This window comes from Corynebacterium tuberculostearicum, from assembly GCF_022347235.1.
Taxonomy (GTDB): Bacteria; Actinomycetota; Actinomycetes; order Mycobacteriales; family Mycobacteriaceae; genus Corynebacterium; species Corynebacterium tuberculostearicum_F.
Genome location: NZ_JAKRDX010000022.1, coordinates 1 through 15,870, shown reverse-complemented (window position 1 = coordinate 15,870; position 15,870 = coordinate 1). Strand labels below are relative to the sequence as shown.

Annotated in this window: 12 protein-coding genes and 1 tRNA gene; 8 read left to right on the top strand and 5 right to left on the bottom strand. The window is 59.7% G+C overall.

What is annotated here, in order from left to right; translation table 11 throughout:
- The first annotated feature begins 58 nt into the window (after positions 1–58).
- Complete coding sequence (locus MHK09_RS10275) at positions 59–1,801, top strand: ABC transporter ATP-binding protein (RefSeq protein WP_250413487.1); 1,743 nt, start codon at positions 59–61, stop codon at positions 1,799–1,801.
- A complete protein-coding gene (locus MHK09_RS10270; RefSeq protein ID WP_285440152.1) occupies positions 1,801–3,738 on the top strand; it encodes an ABC transporter ATP-binding protein in 1,938 nt (645 codons plus the stop codon). The genes MHK09_RS10275 and MHK09_RS10270 overlap by 1 nt, the downstream gene beginning before the upstream one ends.
- A gap of 18 nt (positions 3,739–3,756) precedes the next feature.
- Here the strand turns inward: MHK09_RS10270 and MHK09_RS10265 are convergent, their stop codons facing one another.
- The 3 genes from MHK09_RS10265 to MHK09_RS10255 are packed head-to-tail and all read right to left on the bottom strand — an operon-like array spanning position 3,757 to position 5,382.
- Positions 3,757–4,350 (bottom strand): hypothetical protein, encoded by a 594-nt coding sequence (locus MHK09_RS10265; protein ID WP_250413486.1) that lies wholly within the window; start codon positions 4,348–4,350, stop codon positions 3,757–3,759.
- Positions 4,350–4,814 carry a DUF6114 domain-containing protein gene (locus MHK09_RS10260; RefSeq protein WP_250413485.1) on the bottom strand — a complete coding sequence of 155 codons (465 nt, stop codon included), beginning with the start codon at positions 4,812–4,814 and terminating at the stop codon, positions 4,350–4,352. Before MHK09_RS10260 ends, MHK09_RS10265 begins: the two co-directional genes overlap by 1 nt.
- Positions 4,804–5,382 (bottom strand): DUF6230 family protein, encoded by a 579-nt coding sequence (locus MHK09_RS10255; RefSeq protein WP_005325466.1) that lies wholly within the window; start codon positions 5,380–5,382, stop codon positions 4,804–4,806. The genes MHK09_RS10260 and MHK09_RS10255 overlap by 11 nt, the downstream gene beginning before the upstream one ends.
- Before the next feature lie 244 nt (positions 5,383–5,626).
- On the opposite strand from MHK09_RS10255, the gene MHK09_RS10250 reads away from it, so the two are divergent.
- From MHK09_RS10250 to MHK09_RS10230, 5 genes are all read left to right on the top strand, one after another.
- Entirely contained in the window at positions 5,627–8,536 is a 2,910-nt protein-coding gene (locus MHK09_RS10250) for a (Fe-S)-binding protein (protein WP_250413484.1), read from the top strand.
- A gap of 34 nt (positions 8,537–8,570) precedes the next feature.
- The gene (locus MHK09_RS10245; RefSeq protein ID WP_250413483.1) at positions 8,571–9,848 is read left to right on the top strand and encodes a cation:proton antiporter; all 1,278 of its coding nucleotides are present in this window, start codon (positions 8,571–8,573) and stop codon (positions 9,846–9,848) included.
- 57 nt (positions 9,849–9,905) lie between these two features.
- Positions 9,906–10,547 (top strand): DUF1707 SHOCT-like domain-containing protein, encoded by a 642-nt coding sequence (locus MHK09_RS10240; protein WP_250413482.1) that lies wholly within the window; start codon positions 9,906–9,908, stop codon positions 10,545–10,547.
- Positions 10,548–10,601: 54 nt separating this feature from the next.
- Complete coding sequence (locus MHK09_RS10235) at positions 10,602–11,831, top strand: pyridoxal phosphate-dependent aminotransferase (RefSeq protein ID WP_250413481.1); 1,230 nt, start codon at positions 10,602–10,604, stop codon at positions 11,829–11,831.
- Positions 11,832–11,980: 149 nt separating this feature from the next.
- Positions 11,981–13,144: a YibE/F family protein gene (locus MHK09_RS10230; RefSeq protein WP_005325461.1), complete on the top strand. Its 1,164-nt coding sequence runs from the start codon at positions 11,981–11,983 to the stop codon at positions 13,142–13,144.
- Positions 13,145–13,215: 71 nt separating this feature from the next.
- On the opposite strand, the gene MHK09_RS10225 is transcribed toward MHK09_RS10230, so the two are convergent.
- Together MHK09_RS10225 and dcd are read right to left on the bottom strand one after the other, a co-directional pair.
- Positions 13,216–14,538: a UDP-glucose dehydrogenase family protein gene (locus MHK09_RS10225; protein ID WP_204610818.1), complete on the bottom strand. Its 1,323-nt coding sequence runs from the start codon at positions 14,536–14,538 to the stop codon at positions 13,216–13,218.
- A gap of 42 nt (positions 14,539–14,580) precedes the next feature.
- Positions 14,581–15,144 carry a dCTP deaminase gene (dcd, locus tag MHK09_RS10220; protein ID WP_239191762.1) on the bottom strand — a complete coding sequence of 188 codons (564 nt, stop codon included), beginning with the start codon at positions 15,142–15,144 and terminating at the stop codon, positions 14,581–14,583.
- Positions 15,145–15,209: 65 nt separating this feature from the next.
- Between dcd and MHK09_RS10215 the strand changes: the two genes are divergently transcribed.
- Positions 15,210–15,283: transfer RNA gene (locus tag MHK09_RS10215), tRNA-Gly, on the top strand.
- Positions 15,284–15,870: the final 587 nt, after the last annotated feature.

Genomic DNA, 15,870 nt, shown 5'->3' with positions numbered 1-15,870 from the left:
ACCACCGGTATAAACTTGCACGGCTACCCAGCCACGGCAAGGAAAGGGGCGCGAGTCCATGGATCTGGTTCGCATTCTCGTTACACGGTCGGCTCCATATACGCCGTATTTCATCGCGGTGCTTGTCCTGCAGGCCTTATCTACGGCCGCCACGCTGTACCTTCCATCGCTTAACGCCAAGATCATCGATGAAGGTGTGTCTCAGGGCGATGTGGACTTCATCTGGCGCACCGGCGGCATCATGCTGGCCGTAGCCTTTGCCCAAGTCATCACCGCCATCGGCGCAGTTTGGTGCGGCAGCCGCACCGCCATGGGCGTCGGCCGGGATCTGCGCGGCGAGGTCTTCCGCCACGTTAATTCCCTGTCCACTGAGGACATGAGCCGTTTTGGCACACCTACGCTTATTACCCGCGGCACCAATGACGTCCAGCAGGTGCAAATGGTCTACATGATGATGCTGAACTTCATGGTGACCGCACCCATCATGTCCATCGGTGGCATCATCATGGCCGTGCGCGAAGACGCCGGACTGTCCTGGCTGGTGTGGGTCTCCGTGGCGGTTTTGCTCGGCACCATCTCCGTTATCATTTCCCGCCTCATGCCGCTCTTCCGTTCCATGCAGGACAAGCTGGACTCCATCAATGGCACCCTGCGCGAGCAGATCACCGGCATCCGCGTGGTGCGCGCCTTCGTGCGCGAGGCCTATGAGTCCGAGCGCTTCACCGAGGAAAATAAGAACATCACCCGCCTGTCCTTGAACATCGGCCGGCTTTTCGTGGTGATGTTCCCGCTCATTACGGTGATCCTCAACGTGGCCACGGGTGCGGTCCTGTGGTTCGGCGGCCACCGCGTGGATGAGGGCTTAGTCAACGTCGGCTCGCTCACCGCATTCCTGCAGTACCTGCTCCAGATTCTGGCGGCGGTCATGATGGGTACCTTCATGGCGATGATGCTGCCGCGCGCCATCATCTGTGCCCGCCGCATCACCGAGGTGCTCCAGCACGAGCCCTCCATTACCCCACCCAGCTCCACCACCTCTCCGGAGGCCTGCGCGGGCACGGTGGAATTTCGCAACGTGGGCTTTTCTTATGCCGGTGCGGATGCGCCGGTGCTAGAAGACATTTCCTTTACCGCCCAGCCCGGCACCACTACCGCCATCATCGGTTCGACGGGCTCGGGCAAGACCACCCTGGTTTCCCTCATCCCACGCCTGTACGTGCCGACGGAGGGCCAGGTGCTTATCGACGCCACCCCTACCACCTCCCTGGCCCGCCAGGACATCGTCCAGCGCGTCTCCCTCGTCCCGCAGAAGGCTTACCTATTTAGCGGCACTGTGGCCTCCAACCTGCGCTTGGGCCGCCCCGAGGCCACCGATGACGAGCTCTGGGAGGCGCTGCGCGTGGCCCAGGCGGACTTCGTAGAAGACCTGGACATGCCCATCGCACAGGGCGGCACCAACGTCTCCGGTGGCCAGCGCCAGCGCCTATCCATCGCGCGCATGCTTGTTGCCCGCCCGCTGATCTATCTCTTCGATGATTCTTTCTCCGCGCTGGACGTGGCCACCGATGCCAAGGTGCGCGCCGCAATGCGCGCCTCCTTTGGCGAGCGCGAGCAGCCGGTGACCAGCATTATCGTCGCCCAGCGCGTGGCGTCTATCCGCGATGCGGACCAGATCCTGGTGCTGGATGCCGGCCGCATCGTTGACCGCGGCACGCACGAGGGGCTCCTTGGCCGCTGCGCGGTCTACCAAGAAATCGTTGATTCCCAAGAAACCGCCGGTGTTGCAGGAGGCGAAAACTAATGGCTGAAAACACCACCTCTACCGCCGAGGCCACGGATGCCGGTTTTGATCCGATGGGCGGCTCCGCCCCGCGCCAAGCCAAGAATTTCTGGCCCTCCACCAAACGCCTTTTCTCCCTGCTTGCTCCCTTCAAGCGCCACCTGTGGGCCGTCGCAGCAATGAACATCGTCTGCATCTTCTTGGCCGTGGTAGCCCCGAAGATCATGGGCAAGGCCATGGACGTCATCTTTGCCGGCGTTATTTCGCGCAACCTGCCCTCCAATATTTCCGCTGAGCAGGCCATCGAGGGCATGCGCGCTGAGGGCCAGGACCGCTTTGCGGATATGGCTTCCGCGATGGACTTCGTCCCCGGTGAAGGCATCGATTTTAACCACCTGGGCACGCTCATCATCACCGTGATCGCGATGTACATCGTCTCCTCTGGCTTCCAGTGGTGGCAGGGAGCCATCCTCAACAAGTTAAGCATGGATATCGTGTTTGACCTGCGCGAGCGCGTGGAGGCGAAGATTAATGCGCTACCTCTCAACTACTTTGATTCCCAGCAGCGCGGCGATATCCTTTCGCGCACCACCAATGACATCGACAACGTACAGCAGGCCCTGCAGCAGGCGCTATCGCAGCTGTTTTATGACGCGTTGCTGGTCATTGGCATCACCATCATGATGTTCAGCGTCTCCTGGCAGCTCGCTCTGGTGGCTCTACTGTCCCTGCCGCTTACCGGTCTAGTTATCGGCGTCATCGGTAACCGCTCGCAGCGCCAATTCAAAACCCAGTGGCGCTCCACCGGTCAACTCAACGGCCAGGTAGAAGAATCCTTCTCCGGCCACGATCTAGCCATCGTCTTCGGCCGTACTGAGGCCATGACGGAGGAATTCGACAAGCGCAATGAGGAGCTCTACCGCTCCGCAGCTAAGGCTCAGTTCCTCTCCGGCATCATGATGCCCATCATGCAGTTCCTGTCCTACCTGTCCTACGTCGCCATCGCGGTACTGGGCGGCCTGCGCGTGGCCAATGGCCACATGACTCTGGGCGCTGCCACTGCATTTATCCAGTACTCCCGTGAGTTCAACCAGCCACTCGGCCAGCTCGGCGGCATGATGCAGCAGGTGCAGTCCGGCGTGGCCTCGGCAGAGCGCGTCTTTGAGCTTCTCGACGCCGAAGAGCAAGCCCCTGACACCACCGACGAGGACCTTCCCGGCCGCGCCCAAGGGCTTATGGCGTTCCAAGACGTTGACTTCTCCTACGCGGAGGACAAGGAGCTCATCACCGGCCTCAACCTGCAAGTGGAGCCTGGCCAGACCGCGGCCATTGTCGGCCCCACCGGTGCCGGCAAGACCACCCTGGTCAACCTGCTCATGCGCTTCTATGAGCTAGATGGCGGTCAGATTCTCATTGATGGGCACGATATCGCCCGCATGCCCCGCCAGACGCTGCGTTCTCAGGTGGGCATGGTGCTCCAGGACGCCGTGCTCTTTAAGGGCTCGATCATGGAAAACATCCGCTACGGCCGCTTGGACGCGACGGACGAAGAGGTCATCGCTGCGGCAAAGGCAACCTATGTGGACCGCTTCGTTCACGCGCTGCCCGATGGCTACGACACCATCATCGACCAAGACGGCGGCGCAATCTCCGCCGGCGAGCGCCAGCTCATCACCATCGCCCGCGCGTTCTTGGCCCAGCCCGCGCTGCTCATCCTCGATGAGGCCACCTCTTCGGTCGATACCCGTACCGAGGTCCTCGTCCAAGAGGCGATGAACGCGCTGCGCGCAGACCGCACCTCCTTCGTCATTGCCCACCGCTTGTCCACCATTCGCGATGCTGACCTCATCCTCGTCATGGAAAACGGCACCATCGTGGAACAAGGCTCGCACGACGATCTCCTTGCGGCACAAGGCGCATACTGGCGTCTACACCAGTCCCAGTTCGCTCAAGGGTAGACCTTCCCCGGCGGCGAGCTACTCCAGCCCTACCGTCACGGTCGGCGCGTTGAAGTGGGCGCCCTTGAGGTTCACCAGCTCAAGGGTGACATCGCGCAGCTCAATGTGGTCCATGATTACGTCGGGCACCTCCGCATCGGGGACGGGGTGCGACTCTGGAACACCGAGCTTGTCCAACACGGCATTGATATCGTCGCGGCTTAAATCGATTTCCGCCCGGGGTGCAGAAACCTTACCCACCGCCGGGGTGGCCTTAAGCTCGGTAGCCATAATGGTCACCGGTCCGCCGCGTACCTCGGTGGTATCCCCGCCCGTGGTCAACATGCCATCGCCATAGCGGCCAGGCAGCGTAATGGCGAGGTTGTCGATGTCGAGGTTTTCGCCCTTCAGCTCCAGGACCCGCACATCACCGCTGGCGGTGGGGAAAGTACCCAGGGATACGGTGACATTCTTCGTCAGCGTCACCGTATCCGCGAAGACGGTACTGAAATACGGAACCGCCGGGGCATTTTGCGCATTAACTCGTTCGGAACCGCTCGCGCCGTACACCACCAATGCGCAGGCCAATACGGCCAAGCAGCTACGCGCCGCCCGCGGCATCGCCCTCGTCATTACTCTGCTGCTTCCTTGGAGCGGCGCTTTTTCTCCCCCGGCTGCCACGCAAAGGTAAAGGCCCCGCCAATGATGCCGAGCAGGGAGCCGATGATGAAGCCGCCCAAATTGGACGTCGGCAAGGCGATAATGGCCACGATAATGCCCAGCACACCGACATAAGTCGAGGTTGCCGGCTGGAACCAAGCGCCAAGGCCGAACATAGCCAGCAACACGCCGATAAGCAGCGTAGAGACGCCAGAGATGGTGGAAATCATGACCAAAAGGTCAGAGATGCGGATGGTGATATAGGCCGGCGCGGCAATGATGATGCCGGACAAAATAAGCAATAGCCCGGGAAGGAAGGGCCGACCACTGCGCCAGCGGCGGAAGCGCTGCCACAGGCTGGGCTTAGATTCCTCCTCGCCCGTTACCTCCGCCGTCGGGAGGGTCTGTGTTTCTTCCGCGGTGGACTCAGCAGCCATTATCGGACCCCCTCCTCACCGTCACTCCCACATTCTTGGCAGAAAGGCGCTGCGCGCCTACGGAGGTGGCCTTCACATCATCCGCTTTGAGGGAAACTTGCTTGGAATAGAGACCCCAGGCGCCGGGATCGGCGGTATCGCTGAGCTGATTCGCATCGATGCCCACGTTGACATCCTGCATCACCAAGGAACCATCCACGTCGGTCGCACCGACCAGCAGGCTATCGGATTCCACACTGCCCTCGCCCTCAGCCTTCAGCGCTAGGGTGGCCTCCCCACCAACGCCGGGCACCTTGGGAACCGTCACGGAAAGGCAGAGATCAGAGACCTTCGCATGCTCCAGTTTGATACGCGCGACGGGAAGGTGCTCTTCGGCCTTTTGATCATCATCAACAAAAAGCGAAAAGCCCTCTCCATCCAAGTGCCCCATGGTGATTTTAAAGAAGCTACCGGAAAGGGCCAGGTTCGCGGTCAAGCCGCCCTGCGCCACGGCGAATCCAGTAACACCAAAGGCAGCAAGGCCTGCGGTCAAGGCCACCGCGGCCTTGGTGATATTGGTTTTGCCCATGGCGGTTTACCCTTTCTGCGGCAGTCTCGGTCTTCTTCTTGCCCGGCCACATTACGGACGCCGACACTGTATTATTCCGCCGCCGTGCACAGCACGTTTAGCAGAATATGGCGGCCGAGTTTCTCATCTTGACAGTGTACAGCCCACCCCGCCGTGATACCGCACTGAATGCAGACTCTCTGATTTCCACCCCTAGGCTTTAAGGTAGATAACAACGTGGAGCATCAGTATTAAAGGAGCACGCATGACCACCGTGTTCGGTTGGATCGCTATAGCCGCATCGATTCCGGTGTGGCTGTACTTTTTCACCCGCGTATGGGCCCTCTTTAAGTTCATCCGCTCCGGCGGACCCACCCAGCTCAAGCGCACCGATAGCCTAGGCAAGCGTTTATGGCGCGTTATTGCGGAAGTCTTTGGTCATTCCCACTTCAAGGGCAAACCTCTGGTCAATGCCGCCCACTGGCTGGTGATGGTGGGCTTCCTTTTCGGCATCCTGGTGTGGTTTGAGGCCTATATCCAAACCTTCGCGCCGAATAAGGGCTGGCCGTGGCTCAGCCACTGGCCGGTCTACCACTTCGTTGAGGAAGTCTTGGGCATCGCGACGGTCCTAGGCATCGGCTTCCTCATCAGTGTGCGCCTCAAGCTTGGCGATACCGAGCGCGGCAGCCGCTTCTTCAATTCTCAAACCGCCTCGGCGCGCTGGGTAGAGTTCATTGTCTTTTCTGAGGGACTCGGCATGATCCTGGTGAAATCCACCAAGATCGCCACCTACGGCGGCGGCTCCGCCTGGGCGGATTTCTTGAGCATCCACTTGGCCAAGCTCTTCCCCGAGTCACCGGCGCTGGTGAGCTTTTTCGCGCTATTCAAGCTGCTATCCGGCATGCTGTTTATCGTCTTCATTTCCCGCAATTTCCAGTGGGGCGTGATGTGGCACCGCTTCACCAGCTTTTTCAATATTTTCTTCCAGCGCAACGCCACCGGTGAAAAGGCATTGCAAGAACTGCCCACCCCGGACTTAGAAGAAGACATCACCCCGGGTAGCTGGAAGATGCTGCTGGATTCCACCTCGTGTACCGAGTGCGGCCGCTGCCAGGAGCTATGCCCGGCGTGGAATACCGAAAAGCCGCTGAGCCCCAAAAAGTTCATGATGGACCTGCGCCAGGGCGCACTGGATAACTACAACCCGCACGAGGGCCTAGACGTGCTGTCCATGGCCGGCGTCATCGATGATGACGTGCTGTGGTCTTGTACTAACTGCGGTGCCTGCGTGGATCAGTGCCCAACCGATATTGAGCACATCGACCACATCGCGGACCTGCGCCGCTTCAAGGTGCTTGCGGAATCGGACTTCCCTTCCGAGCTCACCGGCCTGTTTAAGAATATGGAAAACAAGGGCAATCCGTGGGGCCGGAATAACTCTGAGCGCCGCGCCTGGATCGATGAGGCACGGGCCGATGGCATCGACGTCCCCATCATCGGTGAAGACGAGGCCGATTTCTCCGATATGGAATACCTGCTCTGGGTGGGCTGTGCTGGCGCTTATGATGACGATGGCCGCCGCACCACTCGTGCCGTAGTAGACCTGCTGCATACCGCAGGCGTGAAGTTTGGCGTGCTCTCCACGGGTGAGACCTGTACGGGTGACCCTGCCCGCCGCGCCGGCAACGAGTTCCTTTTCCAGATGATGGCGCAGCAAAACGTAGAGACGCTCAACAACGCCTTCGACGGCGTCCCAGAGGGCCAGCGCAAGATCATCACCACCTGCCCGCACTGCTTTAACACCATCCGCAATGAGTACCCGGACTTTGATGGGCATTTCGACGTCTTCCACCACACCCAGCTGCTCAACCGGCTGGTGCGCGAGGGCTTGCTCAAGCCGGTGCCACGCACGCCGGAAAACCGCAAGCCCATTACCTACCACGATCCGTGCTTCCTCGGCCGCCACAATAAGGTCTTCGATCCTCCGCGCGAGCTGCTCGAGGCCACCGGCGTGGAGCTGCGCGAGATGGACAAGAACCGCGACGAGGCCTTCTGCTGTGGCGCCGGCGGCGCCCGCATGTTCATGGAGGAAAAGCTCGGCACTCGCATCAATGACTTCCGCACCGAGCAAGCCCTAGAGACCGGCGCCGAGGAAGTCGCTACTGGCTGCCCCTTCTGCAATGTCATGATGACCGGCGGCGTGAAGTCCTTGGCGCAGGATTCCACCCCCACCACCAAGGTCAATGACGTGGCGGTTATGCTGCGCAATTCCATCTCCCTCGACGAGTCCGGCACCCTCCCTGAGCCCCACCCCAAGGCGTTCCTGGCCACCCCGGTGCGCCACCACAAGTCCGCGGGCACCAACAACGAAGCCCCGCTTGCCAACGCTCCCACTTCCGTCGCTCCTAGCGCCCCCGCCCCGTCCGCCTCGGCACCAGCAGCTCCAAGCACACCCGCAGCACCGGCCGCGCCCGCTCCAAGTGCACCTTCTGCTCCGTCGGCACCGACCCCGCCAGCTGCACCGCAAGCTCCTCAAGCACCGGCTGCACCCGCAGCACCAAGCGCGCCTACCCCACCGAGCGCCCCGGCAACACCTGCGCCCAAGGCACCAGCCGCTCCGACCCCGCCTAGCGCACCCGCAGCACCCGTAGCACCGGCTGCGCCCGCGCCAAGTGCACCACCTGCTCCGTCGACGCCGACTCCGCATGCAGCACCAGCCGCTCCGACGCCACCTAGTGCACCCGCGGCACCAGCTGCTCCCGCAGCGCCAAGCGCCCCTACTCCTCCGAGTGCTCCAGCAGCACCTGCGCCAAAGGCTCCAAGCGCACCCGCAGCACCGGCTGCACCCGCTCCAAGTGCACCTTCTGCTCCGTCGGCACCGACCCCGCCAGCTGCACCGCAGACTCCCCAAGCACCAGCGGCTCCAGCCGCTCCCGCAGCACCAAGCGCGCCTACCCCACCGAGCGCCCCGGCAGCACCTGCACCAAAGGCACCAGCCGCTCCAACACCGCCAAACGCACCCGCAGCGCCCGCAGCACCGACGCCCCCAGCGGCGCCGAAACCACCACAGGCGCCAGCTGCTCCGAAGCCCCCGCAGGCTGCGCCGCCAGCACCACCGGCAGCTCCGGCACCGTCGGCGTCGGAAAGCGTGCCCAAGCCGACTGAATCTGAGTAGGCGCGCAGGGGCATTGGTGCGTACGCTGTAGTCCATGCATTTTAATGCGGGACTCCCCACCGATGCCCTGCTGCTGGCGGCAGGCGCAACCGAAAATACAAATTCCCTCGTCTCTTTCGCCTGGATTATGGCCGCGGCGCTACTCGCGCCGCTGGTCTCTTATATGTTGGGCTACCGCCTGCCGTCGGTGGCCCTCTTGCTGATTTTCGGCATGATAATTGGCCCCTCCGTACTCGACCTCGCAGCCGAGGATGAAGGCATCGAAATGCTCAAGGAGCTCGGCGTGGGCGCGCTGTTCCTCCTCGCGGGCTTTGAGATTCAAATCTCTACCCTCAAAACCAAAGAAGCCGGCACGGCACTATCTACCTGGATCATCTGTGCCCTCGCCTGTGGCGTGGGCGCCTACTTCTTGGTGGATAACGTCCCCGGTGCCATCGTCGTCGCCTTGGCGCTAACGTCAACGGCGCTGGGCACGCTCACGCCAATGCTGAAACAGGACCGCATTCTGGGCACCAAGGTGGGCAATTCGGTGATGATTCATGGTGCCATTGGTGAGGTCGCCCCCATTACCGCAATGGCGCTGTTGCTGGGTACTCGTTCCACGCTGACGACGATGATCATTTTGTTGTTCTTCATCATCATCGCCGTTGCCGTCGCCGTTATGCCGGCGGCCATCGCCTCGACCATCCCTTGGGTGAAGACCGCCTTTATCTCCGGTGCGGGCTCCACCAACCAGACGATCTTGCGTCTTATCATCCTGATTCTGGCCATCCTCATGGCGGTTACGGCAGTCTTTGAACTCGATATCGTGCTCGGTGCCTTTGCCGCTGGCATTATTTTGAACCGCATCATCCCGGATGAATTCCACCGCCGCCTTGAACACCGCCTCGATGTGGTGTTTTATTCCATGCTCATCCCAGTTTTCTTCGTGGTCTCTGGCATGAGCATTAGCTGGGATACCATCGCCAATAATCCGTGGAAGGTGCTGGGCATTCCAGCCCTTATTCTGGTGACACGTGGTCTGCCGGTCTTCCTGCGCGAAAATGTAGCGCATACCGGATCCGATATTGAAACCATCCGCGAGCGCCTCCAAGTGGGCTTGTATTCCGCCACCGGTCTGCCGATCATCGTGGCGGTGACCACCTTGGCGGTGAACTCCAAGATTATGGAACCCGAAAATGCTTCCATCTTTGTCTCCGGCGGCGCACTTACCGTCGCCCTCTTCCCATTCCTCGCCAGCCTGGTGGGTGGAAAGAAGCAGCCCGAGAAGAAAGACGAGGCGAACCCTACCGCTGAGCCCAAGGACCTATAGGCAGCGTTCGCTAAGAGCACGTCCCTAGCAGGGAGGAAATTTCCTAAACTGGGAAGCGTGAGTAATAACTTTGGTTCTTCCCCTATCAATCGGACGATGCGCCTGTCCGATTCCGAGCGCAACGATGCCATCAATGACCTCGCCCGCGCCGTGGGTGAAGGCCGGTTAACCATGGAGGAGTTCGAGGATCGCTCGGATGACGTCATGCGTGCCCACACCCACCAAGACCTCGTGCCCGTCTTTCAAGACATTCCGGCGCGTGGTTCCCACGAGGTCAAGGTCTATTCCCGCGGTGAGGTCACACGCGCCCATAATGCAGGCAAGAAACCAAAGTTTGCGACCGCACTTTCCGGCTCGGTGCTGCTTGCCGTTGCCAGCCCAACGCTTATCGTGATGAGCGCGACCTTGAGCAACCCATGGCTTTTGCTAGGAGGCGCGGCAGCAGCCGCGCTCATCCCTATCCTGTGGATTCTGCTCTACGTTGCCAAGGTGGGCCCATCCTCGTGGCACGCCCCATCCGTGCGCCAAATTGAAAAGGAGCAATTGCGCGAGATTCGCGCGCTCACGGCGCATGAGCGCGCACAGCAAAAAATGATCGAAGAAAAGATGTGGGCCGATCGCCGCATGCAAGCCGGCGAAATTACCGGACAGGCGATGGATCTGGCCAAGCGCAAATTCAGCGAGTGGAATAAAAAATAGTCATTGCCGCTGTTAAAGCGTTTTGTGTGGCTGTGATCGTGGCACAATATTCCCATGACTTCTCCGAAACACCGCATCTTTGACCAGTCCGACAAGCTCAAGGGCGTCGCGTATGACATTCGCGGCGAGGTCTCTGCGGAAGCGGAACGCATGGAGCTCGATGGGCACACCATCTTGAAACTCAACACCGGTAACCCAGCCGTCTTTGGCTTCGAGGCTCCCGACGTCATCATGCGCGATATGATCGCTGCCCTGCCTACTTCCCAGGGCTATTCCACCTCCAAGGGAATCATTTCTGCTCGTCGATCCATCGTTACCCGCTACGAACTGGAGGATTTCCCGCCCTTCGATATCAACGATGTCTTCTTGGGCAATGGCGTCTCCGAGCTCATCAGCATGACCACCCAGGCGCTGCTCAATAATGGCGATGAGGTTCTCATCCCAGCGCCGGATTATCCGCTGTGGACCGCAGCTACGTCCCTGGCAGGCGGCACCCCAGTGCACTACCTATGCGATGAGGACGATGATTGGAATCCATCCATCGAGGACATCGAAGCCAAAATTACGGATAAGACCAAGGCTATTGTTGTCATCAACCCGAATAACCCAACGGGTGCGGTCTACTCCCGCGAAGTTTTGCAGAAGATCGTCAATATCGCCCGCGAGCATAACCTGCTCATCTTGGCCGATGAGATCTATGACCGCATTCTTTACGACGGCGCGCAGCACATCTCCATCGCTTCGCTGGCCCCAGACCTGCTCACCATCACATTTAATGGCTTGTCCAAGGCCTACCGCGTGTGTGGCTACCGCGCCGGCTGGATGGTGCTCACCGGCCCTAAGCACCACGCCCGTGGCTTCATCGAGGGACTGGAGCTTCTGGCCGGAACGCGCCTGTGCCCGAACGTACCGGCGCAGCACGCTATCCAAGTGGCGCTAGGCGGCCGACAGTCCATCTACGAGCTCACCGGTACCGGCGGGCGTCTTTTGCGCCAGCGCAATATCGCCTATGAAAAGCTCAACGAGATTCCCGGCGTTTCCGCGGTAAAGCCTATGGGCTCGCTCTACCTCTTCCCGCGCTTGGATCCGAATGTGTATGAAATCCATGATGATGCCAAACTCATGCTGGATATTTTGAAGGCGGAAAAGATCCTCATGGTGCAGGGAACCGGCTTCAACTGGCCGAACCCGGATCACTTCCGCGTAGTCACGCTGCCGTGGGCATCCCAGATCGAAAACGCCATCGAGCGCCTTGGCAACTTCCTGGTGAGCTATAAGCAGTAGCTTTCTCCCCCACCAGTTGCTAATGATATTGATATTCCATAACAATATAGTGCATGGGAAGACATTCTGCGGCACCTAAGCCTCAGCCGACCCCTAGTTCATGGGGTCGGCTCTCTACTTCGATAACTCAGCATCCATGGCGATTAACTTTGCTCGGCGTGCTCGTCACAGCGCTTATTGCCACCATTGCGGGCATGGCATTGCTGTGGCCTCAGAGTCCAGCCTCCGAGCACACCTCCACCGATTTTCGGCAAACCTATGCCCTCAACCACCCACAGGTCGAGGGCACGGTCGATACGACAGACCACTCGGCTTGCCAATCGGAACTTACTGGGCAGGCCTTCGATACACCGCCACTTATTCCTGGGACTGAGGAAGTGCAGTGCGACCGTGCCCTGGTCAATATCACCTCCGGCGAGGACGAAGGTCGCATGACCCAATTGGTCACCTACGGCAATGCCGGCGATCCGCAGCTTAAACCGGGCGACAAAATTGTTCTTTCCAAAGCAGATGACCCTTCCGGCGCTGCGTCCTATGCTTTTGCTGATTATCAGCGCACCAGAAGCCTAGCTCTGTGGGCAGTTATCGTGGCCGTCGTCATTATCGCTTTTGCGGCCTGGCATGGCGTGCGCGCCCTTATCGGCTTGACGCTCAGCCTAGGCGTGATCTTTGCGTTCCTCGTCCCCGCTCTTATCGACGCCCATAACCCCCTCTGGTCCGCCCTTGTTGCCTGTTCCGCCATCATTCTGTTCGCCGTTCCTCTCGTCCATGGACTGAATTGGAAATCGGCATCGGCGGTGGGCGGCTCCCTTATCGCTCTCATTCTTGCAGCAGCGTTAGCGTGGGCCGCTATCGATAGTTCGCAGCTACAAGGCTATAGTTCCGAGGACAACCTGAAGCTACTTCTTTATATGCCCAACGTGTCCATCGTGGGCGTGCTCTTATGCGGTTTTGTGGTCGGTGCCTTGGGCAGCCTTGCCGACGCCGCCGTGGCCCAAGCATCCACCATTACCGAACTCCACGGAGCGGACCCTGATGCTCGCCCTTCACAGCTTTTCCTCTCCGCAATGAAGGTGGGCCGCGACCATATTGCCTCAATGGTTTATACGCTAATTCTGACCTATACCGGTGCGACCTTGCCACTGCTCATGTTGATCACCGCAGCGGAGCGCCCCGCAGGCCAGATTTTAAGCAGCGATCTCGTCGCAACGGAGCTGCTGCGTTCCGGAGTAGGTGCGATGGCATTGACCCTCGCGGTTCCCATCACTACAGCCATTGCAGCTTTCACAGTGCCACAGCGCGCACAATCTTAGGGCCCTTATGCAGAAGGCTGAGCAGCGCAATAATCACGCTGCTCAGCCTTTGTATCTCAGAAGTAGAGGACCTAGAGGGTGCGCCCCAAGGCCTCGACCTTCCAGCCCGCCTGCTGCCAGTCTGCGACAGGCAGCACATTGCGGCCATCGATAATGTGCTTATTGTCCACAAGCTGGCCCGCCTGCTGCGGATCCAATTCTTTGAACTGCTTCCACTCGGTAGCCAAAATCACCAGTTCAGCCTCGCGCAGGGCATCGTCAGTGTCCGCGGCGTAATCCAAGGTTGGGAATACCTTCTTGGCGTTGTCCATGCCTTCTGGGTCATAGACGGTTACCGCCGCGCCAGCCAGCGACAGGGAACCGGCTACGGCAAGGGCGGGCGAATCGCGCACGTCATCGGAATTCGGCTTAAACGCACAGCCCAACACAGTCACGCGGTGGCCAAGCAGGGAGCCATTGAAGGCTTCCTTGGCCAGGTCCACCACACGGTCGCGGCGGCGCATATTGATAGCGTCCACCTCACGCAGGAAGGTCAGCGCCTGGTCGGCGCCAAGCTCGCCAGCGCGGGCCATGAAGGCGCGGATGTCCTTGGGCAGGCAACCGCCGCCAAAGCCGAGGCCAGCGCCAAGGAACTTGCGGCCGATGCGCTCGTCGAGCCCAATGGCGTCGGCAAGAGCGGTAACGTCCGCGCCTGCAATCTCGCAGATCTCAGAAACGGCGTTGATAAAGGAAATCTTGGTGGCCAGGAACGCATTAGCGGAGACCTTGACCAGCTCGGCGGTCTGCCAATCCGTCACGATGAATGGGGTGTCCTGCGATAGCGGCTGAGCATAAACCTCGCGCGCTACCTCTTCGGCACGGCTTTCGCCCTCGCGCACACCGAGAACGATGCGGTCTGGGGTGATGGTGTCCTTAACGGCGTAGCCCTCACGCAGGAACTCCGGGTTCCAGGCGATTTCCACGGTGGTGCCTTCTGGGGCAAGCTCATTGGCCAGCTCCTGGAGCTCCGCGGCCGTGCCTACCGGAACGGTGGACTTACCAAAGATGATGTGATCACCCTTGAGCTTGGGCACCAGGTCCGTAATGACGGCTTTCACGTAGGTCATATCCGCCGCATAGGAACCGCGGCGCTGCGGGGTACCTACGCCCAAAAAGTGCAGGTTGCCGAACGCAGCTGCTTCTTCATAGTCCGTGCTGAAGTCGAGGCGGCCGGCCTCGATATTGCGCTCGAGAACCTCCGGCAGGCCCGGTTCAAAGAACGGAACCTTGCCCGATTTAAGAGCGGAAATTTTATTGTCATCTACGTCCACGCCTAGTACTTCATGGCCGAGCTCGGCCATGCAGGCAGCATGGGTTGCACCCAAGTATCCGGTGCCGATTACAGTCATACGCATAAAGCCCCATATTAGAGGCTCTATGTGAATGCCGGTTTAAGCCTATCGAAAATTCAGGTAAGACTTCGATGGCGTCGGGCCGCGCTGCCCCTGGTACTTCGAGCCCAGCGAGCCGGTGCCATATGGGCTTTCCGCTGGTGAAGTCATCTTGAAGATAGCCAGCTGACCCACCTTCATGCCCGGCCACAGGGCGATGGGCAGGTTGGCGGTATTAGAAAGCTCGAGCGTGATGTGGCCGGAAAAACCTGGATCAATAAAGCCCGCGGTGGAGTGGGTCAACAATCCCAGGCGGCCGAGGGAAGACTTGCCCTCCAAGCGACCGGCCAAGTCTGCCGGCAAGGTGAATTTTTCCAGCGTGGCACCCAGCACGAACTCGCCTGGGTGCAGGATGAAGGACTGATCTTCTTCTACTTCCACCAAGGTGGTGAGATCCGGCATTTCCTCTTTGGGGTCAATATGCGTGTACCGCGAGTTATTGAAGACTCGGAAATACTTATCTAGGCGCACGTCCACGGACGAGGGCTGGATAAGTTCACTGTCGAAGGGCTCGATGCCCAATTCTTCGGTGTCAATGGCGGCACGGATATCACGATCTGAAAGAAGCACGGCCCCAATTCTACTCATGCCGAAGGCCCCGGTGTATAGTAGGCCGGAGCGTGCAAGCGCGCAGTGCCGACGTAGTTTAATGGTAGAACTGCAGCTTCCCAAGCTGCTAGCGCGGGTTCGATTCCCGTCGTCGGCTCCATGTCATGAGTCGCGACATGTTTGACAGATGAGTCGGGACATCGTTGACAAACCGGCATTCCAGTTGCTTTTTGTTCTGGGGTGCCGGTTTCTTCGATCGGGCGCGAACTGCCAGGACAAACTGTTCCAAGCAGCAGTACCAAGACGCCGTAAGAACACCTACGCCTGACGGGCGGAGCCCTTTCCCTCTTGGGCTCTAGAAGGTGCCTTAGGCCCTGAATGACCGCACTTTATTTCGACGCCACTGGATTGCGGCCTTGATGGCGTAGGGCTTTGACAATGGCCATATTGCGGTTAGGACTGTTCATAGTGTCAAACATGTCCCGACTCACCAGTCAAGCATCACCCGACACGGTAAGGTAGCCCTAAGCGTCAAATATGTCGCGGCCCACCTGTCAAGCATCACGACGGTTCCCTCAGGCACAGACTGTCAAATATGTCATGAACTCAGACACCGTCGTCGGCTCGGTCAAGTCCTGGGTAGTGGTGTATCTGTTTTCGAATCTGGGGTTAGTTTCATGGCGGTGGTTTAGGGGCCATCTCGGGGATAAGGGGTGAGGGTATTCACGCGGCGATCTCCTGGTTGTT